We start from the raw sequence: 22,355 nt of genomic DNA on the forward strand, positions 1-22,355 counted from the left end.
CCCCAGCCATGCTCGTCCACAGCGACGGGGTGCACCGCCTCGTGGACACGGATGGCCGGCTGCTCGGCACCACCCTCGACGGCAGGCCCCGTCCGTTCCGCATCGACGACGTCGTGCTCAACCCGCTCGTGGATGGTGAGCGGACGATCGGTGTGTCGTTGCGCGGCGGTGACGATCTGGTGGTGGCCCAGCGGTTGGCGGACGAGGCGACGCGGTCGGCCGAGTCGTTCGTCGTCGTGGCGGACTCCGTGCCGTCGCGGCCGGGCACCTTCCCCGTGTCGCTGAACAGCGGGGCGGAGATCGTGCTGGACGCGCCGACATTGGCGCGGGTGGTGGCGCAGTCGGAGGCGATGGTCGACGCGCTGGGCGGAGGACGCGAGCCGGACGGGTTCGTCCTCGCTTCCGCGAACGCGGCGCTGCCCGATGGCGGTGCCGAGCAGTTCCAGCGCGTACTGGCTGACGAGTTCGGCTACCCGCAGCCCCTCTCGGCCCCGCTCGCGGACCTGGGCCGGGCTGGCGACTGGCGCACCTTCACCAGTGACACGGCGCCGCGGTTCGTGGGCGTGGACCACTTCGGGGTGCGGCGTGCGTTCGACCCCGACGACGTGATGACCGGCAGGCTGACCAGGGACGGCGTGGTCGTCGGCATGTCGTTCCGGCGCGGTGAGCAGCTGCGCGAGGCGCTGGACTGGGCCGAGGGCGCGGACGCTCGGACGGTGACGCACCTGCTCGATGCGGAGCTGTTCGACCTCGACGAGGCTGTCGAGACCGGTGAGCTGCGCACGGAGCCTTCCCCGTGGCCGCAGAACAGCTTCTTCGTCGACACCGCCGCGGCCAACGAGCGCGTGCCGGTGATCCTCGAAGACGGCACGGTGCTGCGCACCACCGCGCCGACGTTCGCGGCACTGGTCAGGCAGTCGCTGGAACTGGAGATGGCGGACGGCTCCGGTGTCGGTGCGTTCGTGCTGCTGTCGTCGTCAGCCGCCGAAGGTGGCGTCGCACGGGACTTCCAGCAGGCGTTGGCCGAACGGTTCGGGCGCAACGAGCCCGTTTTCGCGCCCACCGACTTCGTGGAACTGGTGCCGCCGGACCACACCACCGGCTCGCCGGCCGCGACGGTGCTGACCGACGGCGGCGTCTGGCAGCGCTTCCCCGAGCTGGATCAGGCACCGCAACAGCCGAGTGCGCGTCCGCAGCCCGACGTCACCCGCGAGATCACCGACGTCACCCGCGAGATCACCGACGTCACCCGCGAGATCACCGACGTCACCCGCGAGATCACCGATGGCCGGAACACCGTGAGGCCGGATCGCGAGGGTTCGCCTCAGCTCGAACGTGAGCACCGTTTGGAGGCGATCGGCGAGGGTGATGAGGCTGCCGCGTCGGCTCGGGACGGCGGCACGGAGTCGTCGCCGAGCCCGGAGCAGCTCGCCGATCCGGCCAGGTCGCCGCGGTCGGAGGGCGACGGACCGGAGTCGTCCCCGGTTCGTGAGGACAACTCCGGCCGTTCCGGAGACAAGAGCGAGGAGGAGGACGCGCACAGCGGTGCGGGCGAGCTGAACTCTCGCCCGGAATCGTCGGTGCCCACCCAGTCGGTGCCCGCCCAGTCGGTGCCCGCCCAGTCGGAGCCCACCCAGTCCGGGGCGCGGCTGCAAGGGGAACGGCGGTCGGTGGGCGACGCCACCGTGAACCGGGCACAGCCGGAGCAGCAACCGGGACGAGCAGGCGAGTCGTCGACCCCGTCGCAGTCGCCACAGACTGAGGGGCCGCGAACGGAGGGATCGCAGTCCGGGCAGCCGTCGCAGAGGCCGTCGTCCGGGTTGCGGCGACTGCTGGGATCTGTGACCTCGCTGGGCGGTCGCGCCACGCAGGCTGCCGGGTCCGAGGGAGCCGCTGGAAGTTCGGCGCCCAGTGGTCAGCAGCAGTCGGCCGGACCCTCGAGAGCTCAGCAGCAACAGATGCTGCGTGCCCCTCTTCCTGGCTACTACTACTCCCCTTCGGGGCAGTGGAAGCAGATCAAGTTCAAGGTGGACGACGTCGTCCACCTGCCGCTGGTGCACGACGGCAAGACGGTGGGGGTCTCCTTCACCTCAGGGGCTGACCGCGATCACGTGGTGCGGTGGGCGGAGCGTGGCGGCTGGAAGCGCACCTGGCAGTTGCCTGAGGGCCAGACGAACCTGCGTGCGGCGCGTGATGCCGGTGTGGCCGTCCAGCGGCGGTCGCCGTGGCCGGACAACACGTTCTTCCTGAACGCCCACGCCCACGCGCACGTCGACGGTGTCGAGGTCGAACTGAAGGACGGGCGCAAGATCGCGCTGCTGGGGCCTGTCCTGGCCCGGCTCACCGCGATGCTCCCGGTGGTCCGCGAGGCGATCTCGCGGAACAATCCCGAGGCGTTCACCTTGCTGGCCTGCTACGCCGGAAAGATCGAGGACGGCTGGATCAGCCACTTCCAGCGCACGCTCCGCGAACCCCCGTTCAACCTGAACCGGCCCGTGTTCGGCTCGTCCGACAAGGTCACCGTCCACCGGTCCGACGGCATGGCGACCACCGTGGTGCCCAATGGTGGCGAGTGGCGGATGTTCAGCCACGGCCCGGAGCCGGTACTGGGTGTCGACGAGTCGAACCAGGCACGGCTGTTCCGGCCGGACGAGTTCCCGCACCGGCCGCTGACCGCTGGCGACCACACCATCGGTGTGAGTTTCGATCACACCGCCCCGGACGTCACGAAGCCTGCCTCCGACACGGTCCACGTCGTGGCTCAAGGTCTTCCCGACGGCGTCGTGCTGAATCACGCGGATGGCCGCCGGATTCAGTTCGACGGTGAGACGTTCGCTCGTCTGGTGGCCTCCACCGAGGCGTTCCGACAGGCCATGACGCAGTCGCCGATGATGATCACGCTGGAGGCCGCGGCCACCGGTGCGCTGGACCGGCCGGGTGGCGCCGCCCACGACTTCCAGCGGGTGATGCGGCAGAAGTTCGGCCACGAGCAGCCCGTGGTCGCGCCGCGTGCGTCGGTCGCCGACCCGCAGTGGCGCACGTTCGGTGAGCAGCGGGAGCAACCCGCTGCCCCCGTCGAGCCCGAAGAGCCCGTCGTGCGTCCAGGGTCGCAACCGCAGGCGAACCTCGACTCCACGCAGTCTCCGGCGGCCTCGGGATCTCACGCCACCGATCCCGCCGCGACATCGCAGGTGCCGGGCGACGCTGCCACCGGCTCGCCTGTGCAGGACGGCGGGGCGCGTCCCCGTGAGGACGCGCCGTTGGTGGCCGAACGTGGTCCGGTGTCTCGCTCGGGTCGTTGGACGCGGATTACGAGGCCGATCAGCAGGCTCTTCGGAGGGGACGCTGCGACGCTGAGCGGTCTGGACGCGGCTGGTGAGACGCGGGCGTTCCGGCGGAGTGACGTGGCGGTGCGGCCGCTGCTGGCCGAGCATCGTGTGGTCGGCATGTCGTTCCGTTCGGAAGACGGGCCGGTGGCTCTGACGGTGCCAACCGGGGACGGGCGCGTGTTCAGCGTCGACGTGGCGCCGGATGCCGACCGTTTCCGGATGCGGTTGCGCGACGGCGGCGACGTCTCGGTGGACGGCAGGACGCTTGCTCGAGTTCTCACCAGGTCGAGCCCTTTCCGGGCCGCAATGCGCGACCGTGACCTGGCCGGTGTCGTGATCCCCGGATCGCCGATCGGTGAAGTGACGCATGACTTCCAGCACGCGCTGAGGGAATTCGGTCGCCGTGAGCCTGTGTTCGTGCCGGACGCCGCGGGTGGCTGGCGTCCGGTGGAGTCCGCGCCGGTCTCGGCGCCGGCCTCAGCGCCGGTTCGTGCTGGCGACGATGCTCCTCCCGCGGAGACGACGCGGTCCGAGCAGGGGCCCGTGGATGTGCTCGGTGGCGAGCCGGAGCGGTCCGCCACGCGGGACACCGGTCCGCAGACGGACGCGCGGCAACCCGCTGACGCAGGCTTGGACCCGGCGCGGCGGGAAGAGCAGGCGCCGTCCGTCGAGCAGACGCCTTCCGCTGAGCCGTCGCGGACGGAGCAGGCGCCGTCTGCCGAGCAGGCTCGGACCGAACCGGCGCCGTCTGCCGAGCCGTCGCGGACGGAGCAGGCGCCGTCTGCCGAGCAGGCTCGGACCGAACCGGCGCCGTCTGCCGAGCCGTCGCGGGAGGCGGAGTCGCCTGCCGGGCTGTCAGGGGTGCAGCAGCCGTCGCGAACGGAGCAGACGCCGTCGGCTGGGGCGGCGCAGCAGCCCAGGTCGTCTGCTGGGTCTTCGGCGGGCGGGCAGCCGTCGGGGGCGGGCCAGCGACCGCAGGGGAACCGGCCGCAGCAGGCGGGCGGTCCGTCGGCGGGACCGCGTGGGGCGTCGGGCAGGCAACCGACGATTCGGCTCAGCGGCATGCGGCTGGACCCCGATGCGATCGACATCGACGGGGCGCCTCCGGAGAAGGTGCAGTTCGTTGCTGCGGAGGTGGAGTACGCGCCGTTGGTCCACAACGGCCGCCCCATCGGCATCACGTTCACCACGGGTGAGGACCGGGCTCATCTGACGCAGTGGGCCGAGCGTGGCGGCCGGGAACGCACGTGGCTGGTTCCGCGGGATCAGGATCTGAGGTCGGCGAGGGAGAGCGGTACGGCCACGCCGCAGCGGTCGCCGTGGCCGGACAACTCGTTCCTCCTCAACGCGCACGCGATGCCCGATGGTATTCAGGTCGAGCTGAAGGACCGGGGCAAGGTGCTGGTGAGCGGCAAGGTGCTGGCGTGGATCGCCGCGCAGTTGCCGGTGTTCCGGGAGGTGGTGCAGCACAACAAGCCGGAGGCATTTGTTCTGGTGGCTTGTTATACGGGTCGGTTGACGACGGGTGCGGCACATGACTTCCAGCGCGTGCTGCACGAGAAGTTCGGCCTGAACCGGCCGGTGGTGGCGGCCACCGACAAGGTCACGGTCAGCGTGTCCGGTGGCACGGCGACGACCATCGTGCGCAACGACGGCGTGTGGCGGACGTTCGCTCCCGGCTCGGAGCCGGTGCTGGGCGTGGACAGCTCGAACAGGGCACGGTTCTTCCCGACCGCCGAGTTCCCGCATCGGGCGTTGACCGATGGTGGCCGCATGATCGGTGTGACGTTCGAGCGGCCGGTGCAGGAGGGAACGCGGCCGGAGGGTGTGGATCCGGCCGCGAACACCGCCCATGTCGTGGCGCAGGGTCTTCCGGACGGGTTCGTGGTGACCCACGCGGATGGCAGCCGGGTTCAGTTCGACGGCGCGATGTTCGCTCGGCTGGTGCAGTCGACGGAGGCGTTCCGGCAGGCGATGGCGCAGTCGCCGGAGTCGATCACGTTGCTGGCGTCCGCCGCGGGTGCACTGGATCGGCCGGGAGGTGCGGCGCGGGAGTTTCAGCGGACGATGCACCGCCTGTTCGACCATGAGCAGCCGGTGGTGGCGCCGCGTGGTGCGGTGACCGATACCCAGCGCAGGACGTTCAGCCACGAGCAGCCGGAGTCGTCCACGCCCGCTGAGCAGTTGGCGCCGGTGGACGACCCCGCCGTGGAACGCACGTTCCCCGCTGAAGGGAAAGAGCGGGTCACGTTGGAGTCGCTCATGCGCGACGCCGACGAAGCCGACTCGGTGACGCCGGGCGGCGTGCGCTCGCGGCTGTCCGAGGACGGCACAGAGCTGACGACGGACGTGCCGGAAGGCGGGCTCACGCACTCCGAGCTCACGCACTCGGCGGGACCGCAGGACGGGGCGCCGCTGGAGGAGATCGGCAGCGGTCGTTCCGATGCGCGGTTCGACGGGACCAGGACGGACGGGAACGTCGCTCGCGCCGAGCAGGTCGACGCGCCGTCGCAGACGAGGCGGGACGGTTCGGAGCCGGCGTCGCCGGACGGGGACGGGCAGCGGCGGGTCACGCTCGCATCCCTGATGGAGGAGGCGGACGGGCAGGCGTTCCGCGAAGACATTGGGGCAGACGGGAACGGCACCCACGCCGAACACGCCGACCAGCCCGGCAGCGAGCCGAGCGGTCGTGAGGACGCCGATGCGCCGCAACGTCCGGAAAGGACCACGGGCTCGCGGTCGTCGCAGACGCCGCTGCGGAGGATCACGCAGCAGGTTCGCGGCCTGCTCGGCTTCGATCGGTCGAGGGTGGTGCAGGGCATCACGCTCACAGGCGTCGACCGGGACACCGGCCAGCGCGCCACGTTCACCAGCTCGGACGTGAAGTTCCGCCAGATCATGATGCAGAACGGCACCACGGTCGGGCTTACGTTCTCCAAGGATTTCCACGCCGAGGACCAGCTCCACTTCAGCAAGCTGACCCATGACCGAACGACGGAGCTTTTGCCCGAAGTCTCAACCGTCGGGCAGGGCACGCCCTCGTCGGCGGAGGGGCAGTCACGCCGGGTGTGGACGCCGTGGCCGGAGAACAGTTTCTACATCAGCACCCACGGCTGGCCGAACACGTTCGGCGTCGACCTGAAGGACGGCCGGGTGCTGAAACTCTCCGGTGACGAGTTCGGGCACCTGCTGAACGACCTCCGCCCGTTCCGCAAGGCGGTCGAACGCAACAACCCGGAAGCGTTGACCATGCTCGTGTGCAACGTCGGTGCGATCGACGCGCCCGGCGGTGCCGCGCACGACCTCCAGCACACCCTGAGCCAGTTCGGTCTGCGGCAGCCCGTGGTCGCGGCGACCAAGACCATGGGCACGGACACCCACAGGAAGACCTGGGGCACCTACATCAACGACGGCGGGCACTGGCGGGTGTTGTCGTCCGGGCCGGCGCAGGTGCTGGGGCAGGAACCGGGAGGCATCAACTACCACGCCTTCGACGCCGACAACGTCGAGGCGGTCCCGCTGGTCCGCGACGGGCGCACGATCGGCGTGTCGTTCCGCGCGGACGGGCCCGTTCGTGCCGAGGTGTCCGAGTGGGCGGCGTCCGGCGCGCACACCGACCACGCGCCGTGGCCGGACCGCACGCTCTTCGTCGACGCGAATCCTGCGCCTGAGGGTGGCTTCCTGCTGCACACGCCGCACGGGCCTCTGGAGGTCGACGGCAGCACGCTCGGCCGGGTGGTGGCCAACACGCGGGTGTTCCGCGACGCGATGCTGCACGACCGGCCGGAAGCGCTGACGCTGCTCGCGGCGGACACCATGAGCGCGGACGGGAATCTCGTCCGCGACTTCGCGGCCGCGATGCGGCGGGAGTTCGGCACCACGACACCGGTGTTCGCACCGAGGGGTGCCATCGAAGTCGAGGACAGCGGCCCTCATCCGGTGCTCGACGCGGAAGGCGGCTGGAGCGTGCACAGCCCCTCCGGGCCGTTGGTGTCCGGTGTGGACGAGGACGGGCTGCGGCGGCTGGTCCACGCGGACGACGTGCAGGCCACACCGCTGCACCACGGCGGCCGCCAAGTCGGCGTGTCCTTCCACGACGGGCCCGCGCACACGGGCCTTGCCCGGTGGATCGAGCGGCACGGTCCGGCGCATCCCGCTGTCCCGTTGTCGGAGGACTCGTTCGTAATTGCCGCCGAGGGCATGCCGGACGTGGTGGCGGTGCATCTCCACGATGGCAGCAGGCTGGAGCTCGGCGGCGACGACTTCGCGCGTCTGGTGGCGGCCAGCAGGCCGTTCCACGAGGTGATGGCGGATCCGGCGCAGGCCGAGGACGTCACCGGGTTCACCTTGTTCGCCTCCAGCACCGGAGCCGGTCTCGCGCAGGACTTCCAGTCCGCGCTGACCGAGGTGCACGGCTACCGGCAGCCGGTCACCGCGCCGACTGAGTCGTTCGGGGGCGGCGGCGAGTGGCGGTCGTTCCCGGAAGGTCCGCTGGAGCCGATGCGGGGCTTCGACCCGATCACCCGGACGCACGGCTGGTTCTCGGCCAACGTGGTCGACGCGACCCCGCTGGAGGTGGACGGCCGTGTCGTGGGCATGTCGTTCCACCTCGACGCGCGCCCGGCTAAGGAATGGGCGGAAGGACCGGGCCGCGACGTCACGCAGCGGGTTCCCGGCGAGGACGTCGACACCGATGGTGCGGTGCACACCGACGACACGCCGACCAGGCCGTCGCCGTGGACGCAACGGACGTTCTTCGTCGACGTGGCCAACAACGACGGGCACTTCCTCGTCGCGGCGGGCGGGGTACCCCGCTACGTCGAGGCTGCTGACCTCGCCAGGCTCGTCGCTCACTCGGACGCGTTCCAGCGCGCCCTGGCCGACGGGCACGGCGACTCGGTGACCCTGCTCGCGTCCAACGCCGGTGACGGCCCGGCGGCCGAATCCTTCCGGCGGACGCTGGCTGACGAGTTCGGCTTCGACGGACTGGTGCACGCGCCGACCGCGGGGTTGGAGCTGCGGACTTCCGGCGAGCACGGGGAAAGCGGCACCGTCCTGCACGACGGCGGCGACTGGCGCACGCTGCCCGAGCCGGAAGGAGCGGCTCTTCGGACGGAGGGCGAGTTCTTCAACGCGCCGCGCGGAGACACGCGGACCGCTTCGCGCGGTGAGTGGGTGCCCGGCGAGGGCCGGTTGACGTCGATCACGCGGCGGCTCGGGGCGCTGCTGTCCCACCGCACGGACACGGTGGCCAACGTCGAGATCGTCGGTCAGCACGAGACTCGCGGCGAGGTCAGGTTCCGCTCTGACGACGTCCGGGTGCGGCCCCTGGTCAGCGAGGGCCGCACGGTGGGCGTCACGTTCAACGTCGACGACGCCCGCGCGCAGGACCGAAATGTGGTGCGGGAGCCGTACAGCGGGCTCACCGAGTACCGCGACGGCACCGATGCGTCGCCGATGGTGCGGGAAGAACAGGCGCCCTTCCCGCGTGACACCTTCTTCGTCTCCGCCGGCTCGGCCGATGGCCGCGTCGAGGTGCACCTGGCGGGCCGCGGCCGCGTGACGATCGACGGGCAGAACCTCGCGACACTGGTCAACGACCTGCGGATCTTCCACAGCGCCGCCGGTGACACGGCCGATGCGGTCGCGCTGGTCGTCCGGGACGCCGGGCAGCGCGACGAAACCGGTGGCACTGCGCACGACTTCCAGCACGCCCTCGACCAGGTCGGCCGGCGTGTCCCGGTGGTCGCGGCCACCGGAAACGCCGCGCTGCGTTCGGATCCCCAAACGGGAACGTGGCGCACGGCGGTGACCGACGGACAGTGGCGTGCCTTCTCCTCCGGCGCGGCGCAGGTGCTGGCCCAGGACGTGTACGCCCGCCAGTGGCGCACGATCGACGTGTCCGATGTGGACCTCGCGCCGCTGGTGCGCGGCGGCGAGCCGGTCGGCGTGACCTTCCGCCCCGGTGGTCAGCGGGCGGCGGACTCGGTGTGGACGCCGGGGACGTTCGTCGTGGACGCTCCCTCCACTTCGGACGGACACTTCCGGGTGCGGACCGCCATCGGGGAGGAGGTGCTGCTCGACGGCCGCGCGCTCAGCCGGGTGATCACCGCGTCGGAGGTGTTCCGGCAGGCGCGTCAGGACGACGGCGGCCCGATGCCGCTCGCCTTGTTCCACGACGCGCACGACCACGGCGTCACGGTCGACCCCTCCGGCTTCACGGCGATGGGCGAACTGCACGTCACCGGAGAGCACCCGTCCACGCGGCGGCTGGACTTCGATCCCTCGGACGTGCGGTCGGCGCCGCTGCGGCACAACGGCCAGACCATCGGGGTGACCTTCCGGACCGGCATCGGCCGGGCCGACGCGGAGACCTGGGCAGGCGGTGACGGCAAGGGCTTCACGGACGTCCTCGACTCCGGCGAGCACAGCGAGTTCGACGCCGGCGACGCGCGGCACTACCTGCGTTCGCCGTGGTCGGAGCGTGCGTTCTTCGTGGACGCAGGCGGCACTCCTGACCAGGTCGAGCTGACGCTGCGCAACGGCGGCAAGGTCACCGTGGACGGGGCGGGTCTCGCCAGGGTCCTCGCCGAGTCGGAGCTGTTCGACCGGGCCGTCACCCGCGATGCGGACGGTGGCCACGAGATCGTGCTGCTGTCCTCGAACGCCGGTGCACACGCCGATGGTGGGCTGGCGCACGAGTTCCAGCAGGCGTTGGCTGACCTGTACGGCGTCGACCGTCCCGTCCTCGCTCCCTCGACCGGCCTGGAGCTGGTCCACAAGCGGGCTGGCAACTACAGCGGGACCGCCGTGCACGACGGCGGCGCGTGGCAGGTCTTCCCGCAGCTGAACGTGCCGGCGACGGGCCGCACGGCGGACGGGCAGCACGTGTGGTTCCGGCCGGACTCGGTCGCCGTGGCCGAGCTGAGCCGTGACGGCGGTGTCGTCGGGCTGTCGTTGCGCGGCGAGACCGACGCTGCGACGTTGCGGAATGCGACCGACGGTCCGGGCGATCGGCCGTCGCGGTCGTTCGTCATCGACGCGACCGGTGGTGCGGATCATGTGGTCGCGCTGGTGGACGGGCGGCCGGTCCAGCTCGACGGCCGTCAGCTCGCCGGCCTGGTGGCGCGGTCGGAACAGTGGCGCACGGCGGTGGCGGAGCACAACGCCGAGTCGGTGGTGCTGCTGACGTCCGGCAGCGGTGGCCCCGGTAGGCTGGCCGACGACTTCCAGCGCGAACTGGCCCAGCAGCACGGCTACCGCGGACCGGTGCACTTCCCGGCCGAGGGCGGGTGGCACCGCGCGCCCAGCCACGTGGTGGAGGGCGTCGAGCTGAGCGGCCGCGACCCGCGTACGGACCAGCCGGTGGCCTTCCGGTCCTGGGAGGCGAGGACGGCCGAGCTGCGGCACAACGGGCAGCCGATGGGTGTCTCGTTCGGCGTGGCTCAGTGGCAGCAGCTCGCCGTGCAGGTCGCTCAGCACACTCACGAGGGCGTGACCTACCGGTTCCCCGAGGGCGCGAACAGCAGGATGCAGGCCGGTTCGCGACAGGAGCGGTTCGTCGCACCGTGGCCGGACAACTCGTTCCTGATCAGCACGCACGGCACGCCTGCCGGGCTGGAGGTGCACCTCGAGAACGGGACGAGGCTGTGGGTCTCCGGCGCGGACGCGGGACGTCTCGTGCACGACCTCCGGCTGTTCCGCGACGTGGCCGGGCGGGACGAGACCGACGCGATCGCGATGCTGGTGTGCTGGGCGGGCTCTGCCGCCGAGCCCGGCGGTCTCGCCAGGGACTTCCAGCGGGTGCTCGCCGGCCACGGGCACCAGCAGCCGGTGGTCGCGGCGAGCCGCGAGGTGGTGCTGCGCGACCACACCGAGAAGGGCACCTGGGACACGAGCATCGCGGACGGCGGGTTCTGGCGGTCCTTCGCCTCGGGACCTGCCCGCGTGGTGGCTCAGGCCGTCGAGACGGGACAGTGGCGGCAGCTTCGGCCAGAGGACGTGCAAACCCGCCCGCTGACCGCGCAGGGCAAGACCGTCGGCGTGACGTTCCGCTCCGCGGACGACACCGCGGCGAACCTCGTGCGGGAGCAGGAACCCGGCCGCGACACGTTCCTGGTCGACGCGCCGATGCAGCCGGATGACCGGTTCGTGGTGCGCACCACCGACAACCGGACCGTTCAGGTGGACGCGGGCACGCTGGCCCGGCTGGTCTCGGTGGTTCCGGCGTTCCAGCAGGCGTTGGCCGGGGCGGACCCGGCCCGGCACTTCGAGCTGCTGACGGACCGGCCGGGTTCGGTGGGGCAGCGCAGCTTCCTGACCGCCCTGGCGGACTTCGCGGCAGGCGACCGCGACGTTCTCGACGTGGTCGACCCCGCCACCAGGGCGCAGGTGGAGACGGCGGGCGGCTACCGGCGTGCCGGCGGTGCGGAGTCCTCGGCGCAGGACGGCGTGTTCGGCCCGTCCACGCTCGACGGGTGGTCCGCGCCCGAAAGCCGGATGCTCTCGGTCAAGCGGCTCGGTGCGCTGGTGTCGCACCGGACCGATGTCGTCGACAACGTCGAGATCACCGGCTACGACCCCGCGCGTGGCCTGGTGAAGTTCCGCTCGGGTGACGTGCGGGTGCGGCCGTTGGTGAGCGAGGGCCGGACCGTGGGTGCGACGTTCCAGGTCGACGCCGGCCGGGACCACGACCTGAGCACGGTGAAGGCGCCGTACAGCGGTGTCACGGAGCACCACGCCAAGCCGGGTGACCCAGGTCCGTCGGTGCGGGAAGAGCAGGCGCCGTTCCCGCGTGACTCCTTCTTCGTCTCCGCGACCACCGACCGGGCCGACAGCCGCCGGGTCGAGGTGCACCTGGCCAACAGCGGTGTCGTGTGGCTCGACGGGCGCAGTCTGGCGACGCTGGTCAACGACCTGTCCGTCTTCCGCGGTGCGACCGGTGCGGACACCGGTGCGGTGGCGCTGGTCATCCGCGATGCCGGGCAGCGTGAGGGTGCCGGTGGCACGGCGCACGACTTCCAGCGGGCCTTCGAGCAGTTCGGTCATCGTTTCCCGGTGGTGGGGCCGACGACGAACACCTTGCTGCGGCCCATCGGCGAGTCGGGGACGTGGGGGACCGCGGTGACCGGCGGCGGCCACTGGCGAGCCTTCTCGTCCGGGGCCGCGAACGTGCTCGCGCTGGATCCTGGTACGCGGCAGTGGCACAGGACGGTTGTGTCCGATGTGGACACCACCGCGCTGGTGCACGGTGGTTCGGCCATCGGCGTGACGTTCCGCTCCGAGGCCGGGCGTGCGGACGTGCTCGCCTGGGCGGACGCCGGTGGTCATCGGATCGGACGGGTGCCGTGGCCGCGGGACGCGTTCTTCGTCGACGCCGCGTCCACTTCGGACGGGATGTTCCGGTTGCGGACCGGTGCCGGGCTCGACGTGCTGGTCGACGGCCGTGCCTTCGCGAGGGTGGTCACCGAGTCGGACCTGTTCCGCCAGGTGAGTCGTGACGACAGTCCGTTGCCGTTGGCGTTGTTCCACGACGCGCACGATCGGGCCTTCACGTTCGATCACTCCGGCTTCGAGCCGCGGGCCGAGCTGCACTTCGTGGGTGAGCGCCCGGTCGCGGGGCGGTTGGGCTTCGACCCGGCGAACGTGCGGTCGGCGCCGCTGGAGCACAACGGTCGGGTGATCGGTGTGTCGTTCGAGACCGGTGAGGCGCTCGCCAACGCGGAGAAGTGGGCGAGCGAGGGAGAGGGCAGGGACTTCACCGAGCTGCTCGACGCGGGCAGGACCAGCGAGCAGACCGCTGGAGGTGCCCGCAGGGTGGTCAGCTCGCCGTGGTCGGAGCGGGGCTTCTTCGTCCACGCCGACGGTACTCCTGACCAGGTCGGGCTGACCCTGCGCGATGGCCGCGAGGTCACCGTGGACGGTACGGGCATGGCGAAGGTGCTGGCCGAGTCCGAGGTCTTCCGGCAGGTGCTCGCCCGTGACCCGGAAGCCGCCGACGAGCTCGTGCTGCTGGCTCCGCACACCGGCGCGCACGCGGCGGACGGCTTCGCGCAGGACTTCCAGCAGGCGCTGGCGGAGTTCCACGGCTTCACCCGTCCCGTGGTGGCTCCGTCGAGGGGCGTGGAACTGCTGTACAACGCGATCAACCGCTTCAGCGGGACCGCGGTGCACGACGGCGGCGTGTGGCGGCTCTTCCCGAGCGCGGACGCCCTGGCGTGGGGCCGTGAGGTGGACGGGCAGCGGGCCTGGTTCAACCACGACTCGATCTCGATGACCGAGCTCCGGCGTGGGGACCAGACAGTCGGGGTCTCGTTCCGCAACGAGGGCAACCCGCTGTCGCGGCAGTGGGCCGACACCGAGCGCACGGTCAGCGGTACGGGGCAGACGCCGTGGTCGCAGCGGTCGTTCTTCGTCGACGCGCCTGGCGACGGTCGCCACGCGGTCGTGCTGGTGGACGGGCAGCCGGTCCGGCTCGACGGCCGGCAGCTGGCCTCGGTGGTGACTCGTTCGGAGCAGTGGCGCAGCGCGGCTGTGGACCGCAACGCCGAATCCGTGGTGCTGCTGGTGGCGCAGAGCGGTCACCGGTCCGGTCCCGGCCACCTGGCGCACGACTTCCACCGGACGCTGGCCGAGCAGTTCTCCTACCGCGGCGTGGTGCACGCGCCGACGGGACAGACGCGTGTGCGGTTCACCGACGGCGGTCGCGGTGTGGTCGACGTCGAAGGCCGCTGGCGGACGGTGCCCGACCACGTGGTGGAGGGCGTCGAGCTGCGCGCGATGGACGGGCGCACGGGCAGGGTGCGCACCTTCCGGTCCTGGGAGGTCAGCACGACCGAGTTGCTGCACAACGGCAGGCCGGTCGGCACGACCTTCGGGACAGGCCGCGACCTGCAGAGCGATCAGCGGATCGGCCAGTTCGACCACGCGAACGTGAGCACGCGGCTGCCAGAGGGGGTGGGCAGCTGGGAGGAGCGCACGCCGACCACCCGGCTGGAAGATCGGGTGGCGCCGTGGCCGAACACGTCGTTCCTGGTCGTCGGGCACGGCAGCGGCACCACGGTGCAGCTGACCCTGCGCAACGGCGAGCGCCTCTCGGCCACCGGGGCGACCTTCGCCAAGGTCCTGCACGACCTGCGGGTGTTCCGCGACGTGGTGGGCGGCAACCGTGCCGATGCCATCACCATGGTGGTCTGCTACGCGGCCGCGGTTACCGAACCCGGTGGTATCGCCAGGGACTTCCAGCGGGTGCTCGCGGGCCTCGGGTACCGCCAGCCCGTGGTCGGCGCCGACCGGCTCGTCTACGTGTTCAACAACCTCAGCAGGAGCATGTGGCGCACGGGACTCGCCGACGGCGGGTTGTGGCAGTCGTTCAGCTCCGGTCCGGCCGGGGTGCTGACGCAGGACACCCGCACGGGGCTGTGGCGGCTGACCCACGCGGCCGACGTGCAGAGCCACGCGCTGAACTTCCAGGGCAGGCCGCTGGGCACGACCTTCCGCTCGGACAACCAGGCGGCGATGGCGCGGCTGACGCGGACCGCGGAGAACCTGCTCCAGAACCCGGCGCGCGCCCGTGAGACGTTCCTGATCGACGCCGACATCACGCGGGAAGACCGGTTCGTGGTGCGGACGCAGGACAACCGGACCGTGTACGCGGACGCGGGCACGCTGGCGCGGATGGTGTCGGTGGATCCGGCGTTCCGGCAGGCGATCTCGGCGATGCCGCCCGCCTCGCGGTTCGAGCTGCTGGTGGATCGGCCAGGCTCGGCGGGCGGGCGGAACTTCCTGAGCGTGCTGCGGGACTTCGCGAGCAACCGCGGCGTCCACGACGCCCCGGTGATCGACCACGCTCACCGCGAGGTTCTGCTGCAGCGCGCGGGGTTGCTCGCCGAGCCCGGCAACCCCGGGCCCAACGCTCGCAGCGACGACACGGTGCCTCAACCGAGGTCCTCCGCGGATGGCGAGGACGCGGCCGCGAACCCCGCGCCCGACGGCGATCCCGAGGTGGGGCCCAGGCTCGACGGGTGGCGCGACGAGACGGAGAACTGGTCGGTCGGCAGGCTGACGGGGTGGACCGCGTCGGGAGAGGTGCGGCACTTCACCGCGGACGACGTGCAGGCGCGCCCGCTGACCAAGCACGGCCGCACCATCGGCCTGGCGTTCGAGACGGGTTCGGACTTCAAGCACACCCAGCGGTGGGCGAAGGCCTCCGGTGCCAACCAGGCCGTCACCAAGATCCGTCCGGACGGGCCGGGCGGCTCGCAGCGCGTGCGCTCGCCGTGGACCGAGGACGGGTTCTTCGTCTCGGCCCGCGGTGCCGCCGACCGGTTCGAGGTGCGGCTGGCCGACGGCACGCCGCTCACCGTGGACGGCAGGAACTTCGCCCGGCTGGTCGGTTCGCTCGACGGGTTCCGCGCCGCGGTCGCGCCGGACGCGCGCACGTCGGTCACGTTGCTCACCGGCGGTGCCGGTGCTGGTGAACGCGGTCCGGCAGCGAGCTTCCAGCAGACGCTGGAGTCGGAGTTCGGCCACCGCCAGCCCGTCGTGGCCGCCACCACCGACGTGCGCCTGAACGCACCGCTCATCGGCAGGCGCGGCAGGGTCACCCTCGGCCGCGGCGGTGAATGGCGGGTGTTCTCCACGAGCGGCGCCGACCTGCTCGGCCTGCACGAGGGCCGGCCACGGGTGTTCTCCGCGAACGAGGTCTCCTCCGCGCCGGTGACCGGCGACGGCGGCACCGTCGGCGTGTCGTTCCGTCCGGACCGCACCCCCGAACCCCTGCCGCGCGGGCAGGAGGGCCTGCCCGCCGGGACGTTCCAGGTGGACGCGGGCGTGTCCGGCAACCGGTTCGAGGTGAAGCTCGCCGACGGCGGCGTGGTGACCGTGGACGGCCGGACGCTCGCCCATCTGACCGCCGAGTCGCAGGCGTTGCGGGACGCGACGGCCATGCACCACGTACAGGCGGTCGCGCTGCCCGCCGGACGTGACGCGAGCGGGTTCCACCAGGCGCTGACGCACCTGACCAGGAACGACCGGCCGGTCGTCACGCCGGATTCCTCCGGTGGCTGGCAGCAGGCGGGCGGACGCGCTCCGCTGTCCGGTGTGGACGCCGACGGGCGGGTGCACTGGTTCGTGCCCGCCGATGTCCAGTCCCGGCCGCTGGTCGCCGACGGGCGCACCGTCGGCGCGACCTTCCGCGACGAGCCCGGCGCGCCGGTGCACGTCACCTCGTCGCACGGCAGCGTGGCGCAGGTCGACGTCGACGCCACCGCCACCCACTTCGCGGTGCGGCTCGCCGACGGCACCGAGGTCACGGTCGACGGCACCACGTTCGCGCGGACCGTCGCCGAGTCGCCGCTGCTGCACTCGGCCGATGTCATCGCGCTGCCCGGTGCGGCCGGCGCACTGGACGGCCGCGGCGCCTCACACGACTTCGGACGGGCGCTGTCCGAAGCCGTCGGCCACGACGTGCCGGTGGCGACGCAGGACGCCACGGGCCGGTGGCGCATGGCAGGCGACCGGACGGATCTCGCGGTCGGCCACGACGTGCACGCGGGCGTCCCGCACGTGTTCGACGTCGGCGACGTGCGCGCGAACCCGTTGCGGCAGGGCGAGACCACGGTCGGCGTGTCCTTCCACGAGGACGGTGCGCAGCAGGTGCGCACCCTGCCGGACGACGCCGGTGTGCCGGTCGTGGCCAGGTCGGTTCCCGGCTGGTTCGAGATCGACCTCGCGGACGGGCGCCGGATCGGCCTCACGGGCGGCGAGTTCGCCACCGTGGCCGCCGGGTCCGAGCTGTTCCGCACCGCGCTGGGCAACCGCGACGGCGCGATCACCCTGCTCGCGTTCGGTGCGGGCGACCCCGCCGGACGTGGCGGCGCGGCGCACGACTTCCAGACGGCGCTGGAGAACCGTCTCGGCATCGACCGCCCGGTCACCGCACCGGCCGGTCCCGTCGACCTGAAGAGCTTCCTGGGCGGCGGCAAGCCTGTCGAGGCCACCCCGGCCGCCGCCGAGGCAACCGCGCCCTCCTGGCGGACGTTCCCGCCGGAGCAGGCGGGCGGCGAACCGCTGCGCGGCTGGGACTCCGGCCTGAACTGGCACACCTTCGACGTGGCTGACGTGGACACGCACTCGCTGGTCCGCGACGGTCGCGTGGTCGGTGTCTACTTCGACAGCCCCGGCGTCCTCTCGGTGGACGACCCCGCACAGCGGCTCGCCGCCGCGCGGACGTGGGCCGAGCAGGCCGACCACGGCCAGGTGCACTTCCTGCCCGAGGGCCACGAGACACTGCAGGACGTCCGGGCAGCCGGTCTCGACAGCGAGGCCAGCCGCGCGCCCTGGCCGGAGGACACGTTCTTCGTCGTCACGCACACCTTCAACGACAGCGCGCGCGGCCAGGGTGGTTTCCGCGTCCGGCTGAACAACGGCACGGAGGTCTACCTCCAGGGCAACACGTTCGCCGATCTGGTGCGGCGCACGGAGGCGTTCCACGACCGGTTCCGCGGCACGGACAGCCCCGAGTCGATGGCGCTGATCGCCTGCTACGCGGCGCAGGGCCGTGGTCCAGGGATGCCCGCGCTGGACTTCCAGAACGCCATGGCGAACGTCTTCGGCCACCGGCAGCCGGTCGGGGCGCCCGACACCAGCATCGGCATCGGCAGGGACACGACCGTCGCCGACGGCGGCCGCTGGCACACGTTCTCGGGTGGGCAGGCCGACCTGCTCGGCTGGGACGCCACCGGCAGGCCCACCGTGTTCTCCGCCGCCGACGTGCGGGCGAAGGTCCTCAGCGAGGGCGACCGCCGGGTGGGCGTGTCGTTCACCGAGGACTCCGGCCCGACGGACTCGCGCTCGTGGCCGCAGGACTCGGTCGGCGTGCAGGTCACCGGAGCGGGCGAGAAGTTCCAGGTCACCCTGAACGACGGCAGGAAGGTCGCGGTCGAGCCGAGCACGCTCGCGAAGGTCGTGGTCACCTCGCGCCAGTTCTGGGACGCCGCCGGCAACAAGATCCCGGCCGCGCTGATGCTGCACTCGTCGGTCGCGGACGGCACGGCGCGCGGCTTCCAGGAGGCGCTGGCACGCGACTTCGGGCACACCGAACCCGCACTCGTGCGGCAGGCAGGCCACTGGGAGACGGTGATCCCCAGCTCCGAGCGGCTGACGGGCACCGACGCGGACGGCCGGACCCGGCTGTTCACCGCCGACGGGGTGGAGACCCACCGGATCCAGCGCCTCGGCCGGCTGGACGGCGTGTCCTTCGTCGATCCGGCTGGGCGGCCCGCCGAGGTCGGCTCGGCCGCCACCGACGTCCCGATCACCGTCGACAGCACGGGCGACCGGTTCCACGTGCGGCTGACCGACGGTTCGGAGGTCTCGCTGTCCGGCGCCACCCTGGCCGAGCTGGTGGGCAGGTCAGGGCTGGTGGACCCGGCGCAGGCCGAGCGGTTCGTGCTGCGCACGCTCGCCGACGCCTCGGGAGTCGCGGATTTCCAGCGCGCGCTCGCGAACCGGTTCGGGCACTGGCAGCCGGTCGTGGCCGGCACCCGCGAGTTCTCGTCGCTGCCGCAGCCGTTGCGCGGCTTCGACGGCGAGCGCACGCAGCGGTTCCAGGTCGGCGACGTCCACGCGGGCATCCTGCGGCACGAGGGCCGCACCATCGGAGTGACGTTCATGCCGGGACGCCGCGAGACGATCGCCGAGGAATGGGCTTCCGCGCCGACCGGCCACGAGAGCCTGGTCTCCGACGGCCGTTCGACGCGCGCGCCGTGGGGACGCGACGCGTTCTTCGTCGACGCCTTCGGCACCGAGCACACCGCGGTGATCACCCTGAGCGGCAACCGGGTCGTCGAGGTGGACGCCGCGACGTTCGCCGAGCTGATGCACCGGTCCGAACCGCTGCGCGAGGCGCTGAGCGACTCGGGCTCGGTCGCGCTGCTGGCGTCGGAGGCCGGACGGCTCGACGGGCGCGGTGGGTTCGCGCACGACTTCCAGCGCGCGCTGGCCGAGCGGTTCACCGGTGACCGCCCGGTGTTCGCCACCCGCGGCGACGTCGACCTCAGCGTCAGCCCGGACGGTGCTCGCGCGCTGACCACCGTCTCCGGCGCCGCCGACTGGCGACGGTTCGGCGACGCCGACTCGGTGACGATGGGCGGCGTGCGCCCGTTGCCGTCGGTGATGACGCGCGGCATCGGCGCGATGTTCGGCCGCGGTGGAGCGCAGGCGGTGGACCGGATCACGGTCAGCGGCCGGGACGTGGTGACCGGCGAGCGCGTCGAGTTCCGCTCGTCGCAGGTGCGGGCCTACCCGCTCGAGCACGGCGGCCGCACCATCGGCATGACGTTCGACGTCGGCCGGGAGCGCCAGGTCCAGCAGAACTGGGCCAGGTCGACCGACCCGACCCAGGCCGACGGCGCCCGTGCTCCGTGGGCGAGGAACACGTTCTTCGTCGCCGCGCACGCGGAGGCCGACCAGACGCACCTCACCCTGTCGTCAGGGCAACGGGTCGCGGTCGACGGGTCGAAGCTCGCGTACATCGCGAACGACCTGAAGATGTTCCGCAACGCGGTCACCCGCACGGCTCCGGACTCGCTGGCGCTGCTGATCTGCGACGCGGCGACGGAGTACCGCGGCTCGGAGCTCGCCCGCGACTTCGAGGAGACGCTGGCAGGCGGGTTCGGCCACCGCACGCTGGTCTTCGCACCGACGACGCGGGTCAGACTCAGCTCGACCGGCCAGACCTCGGTGCTCGGGGGCGGCGTGTGGAAGGCGTTCTCGTCCGCGCCGGACGCGCGGCTGGGCACGGACGTGCGCACCGGCACGCACCGCTTCCTCGATGCGGACGAGATCCAGCGTCGTCCGCTGGTGGCGGACGGCCGTGAGGTCGGACTCTCGTTCCGGGACGAGCCGACGACCGTCCGAAGCGCCGACGGCGGGTTCCACCTCGACGTGGACGCCACCTCGACGCACTTCGGCCTGCGGATGGCCGACGGCAGCCAGGTCTCGGTGAACGGTGCGACGTTCGCACGGGTGCTCGGACAGAGCGGGCTGCCGTCGCAGACGACCCCGCTCGCCCTGCCCGCTTCCCGCGCCGGTGTGCTGACGCGGGAAGGCGGTGCGGCGCACGACTTCCAGCACGTGCTGGCGACCGAGTTCGGCCACCGCGCACCTGTCACGGCGCAGGACGGCGCCGGTGGCTGGCGGGCCTTCCCGGACGCCGTGGGGGAGATCGCTCCGGCGCACACCACCGCAGTCGAACTGGCCGGCGGGCTGCGGCCGGAGAACGTGCAGTGGCGCGTGCTGGAGCACGACGAGCAGATCATCGGCGTGACCATCGCGCACCGCACCGAGATGCCGTGGACGCAGGGCTGGGCGGTCTACCCCGGCCGGGACAAGGTCTTCGAGATCCCCGGCGGCCACCCGACGCCGGAAGCCGCCCAGGCCGCTGGCCAGCACCTCATCGGCCACGCCGCGCCGTGGCCGAAGAACTCGTTCTTCGTCAACCTGCACAGCAACGGCCGCGACTTCGGCGTGTTCGACCTGAACGACCGCCCGCACACGATCACCGGCGCGCAGCTCGCCGGGCTCGTGACCCAGCTCGAACCGTTCCGCCGGCGCTTCCTCGGGACGGACGCGCCGGAGTCGGTCGTGCTGCTGGCGTGCCTGAGCGCGGCGACGACCCGAGCGGAAGGCGCGGCGCACGCGTTCCAGACGGCGTTCGCGTCGCTGGGCCACCAGCAGCCGGTGCTCGGCGCCACCCGCAAGGTGTGGGCCGCGCCGGAGCGCGACCCCGCCAACGGCCGGTACACCGCGGCCGTCATGGCGGGCACCGGCAACCAGTGGCGCGCGTTCTCCAGCGGTGCCGCGCACGTGCTCGGCCACGACGTCACGGGCGCGGTGCAGGCGTTCGACCCGGCCGACGTGCGCTCGCGGGTCGTGACCGACGGCGGCCGCACCGTTGGAATGTCCTTTGTGGATGAAGCCGGAACGTCGATGACGCGGGACGGCGCGGTTTCCGTGCACGTCCGCCCCGGCGGCGACGGTTTCGCGGTCACGCTCGGCGACGGACGGCCCATGACGGTGGACAGCAGGGCGTTCGCCGCGGTGCTCGCGGCCTCCGAGCCGTTCCGGGAGCTCACGCGCGACGGCGAGCAGCCGACGCTGCTGCTGCCCGCCGCGGTCGGTCATCGAGCAGCCGATGTCGAGCTCGCGCTGGAGCGCGGCTTCGGCCACAGCGCCCGCGTCGAGCTGGATGCGCCGGCACCCCGCGGGCCGCGCGTGGACACGGATCGGGCGATGGACCCGACCGGCTGGCAACCCGAGCGGTACGTGACCGCGGGCGCTGGGCAGCGTCCCGCCTTCGCCATCGATCACGGGACGCGCGAGCAGCGCTCGTTCGGTCCCGAGGACGTGCTGGTCCGCGAAGTCGTGCGAGACGGGCGCGTGGTCGGCGTCTCCTTCGCCGACGGGTCGGCGGGCACGGCGGTGGCGAACGGCGGTGAGCGGCGGCAGTTCCCGAACCCGCCCGCCGCCCTCGCCGCCGACACGACTCTGTCCACTCAGGAGGCCCCGGTGACCCTTTCCCGCAGCGACGATCAGCCACGCACCTTCGACGAGGAACAGAGCCTCGCGCACGGTGGCGAGCCGGCGCCGCCGGAGCCGCCTTCCCTCGTGGACGGTCTGTCGCTGGGCAGTACGGCTGAGATCGTGCGGTCGTTGGTGCTCCAGGCGATCCACTCGTACGTGGCGGACTTCTTCCGATCGAACCCCCCGGTGCTGGCCGCTCTGACCGGCCCGCCAGGTCAGGGCGACCCCGACGAGGGGCTGGAGCGGCTGCTGGCAGAGTGGCTGGAGCACGACACGTCCCCCGCCCACGAGTCGGACTGGCGTCGCTTCCCGTCGCTGCTCCAGGTGCCCGGTGTCACCGGACACAATCCGGTGAGTGATTCCCCGCAGGCTGACGACACATCGCGGTCTGGGCGTGCAACGAGCCTGCGTGAGTTCCTTAATAGGGAGCAGGGCCGATGA

General features: G+C 72.2%; 1 protein-coding gene (cut by a window edge). It reads left to right on the forward strand.

The features are described from left to right. Window positions 1-22,355 carry the 3' portion of a hypothetical protein gene (locus tag SK571_RS40335; protein WP_319989388.1) on the forward strand. The gene continues 17,146 nt to the left of window position 1, outside the view, so 22,355 of the gene's 39,501 nt are visible here — the last part of the coding sequence; the start codon falls outside the window, past its left edge; its stop codon occupies window positions 22,353-22,355.

The organism is Lentzea kristufekii, assembly GCF_033949925.1.
GTDB lineage: Bacteria > Actinomycetota > Actinomycetes > Mycobacteriales > Pseudonocardiaceae > Lentzea > Lentzea kristufekii.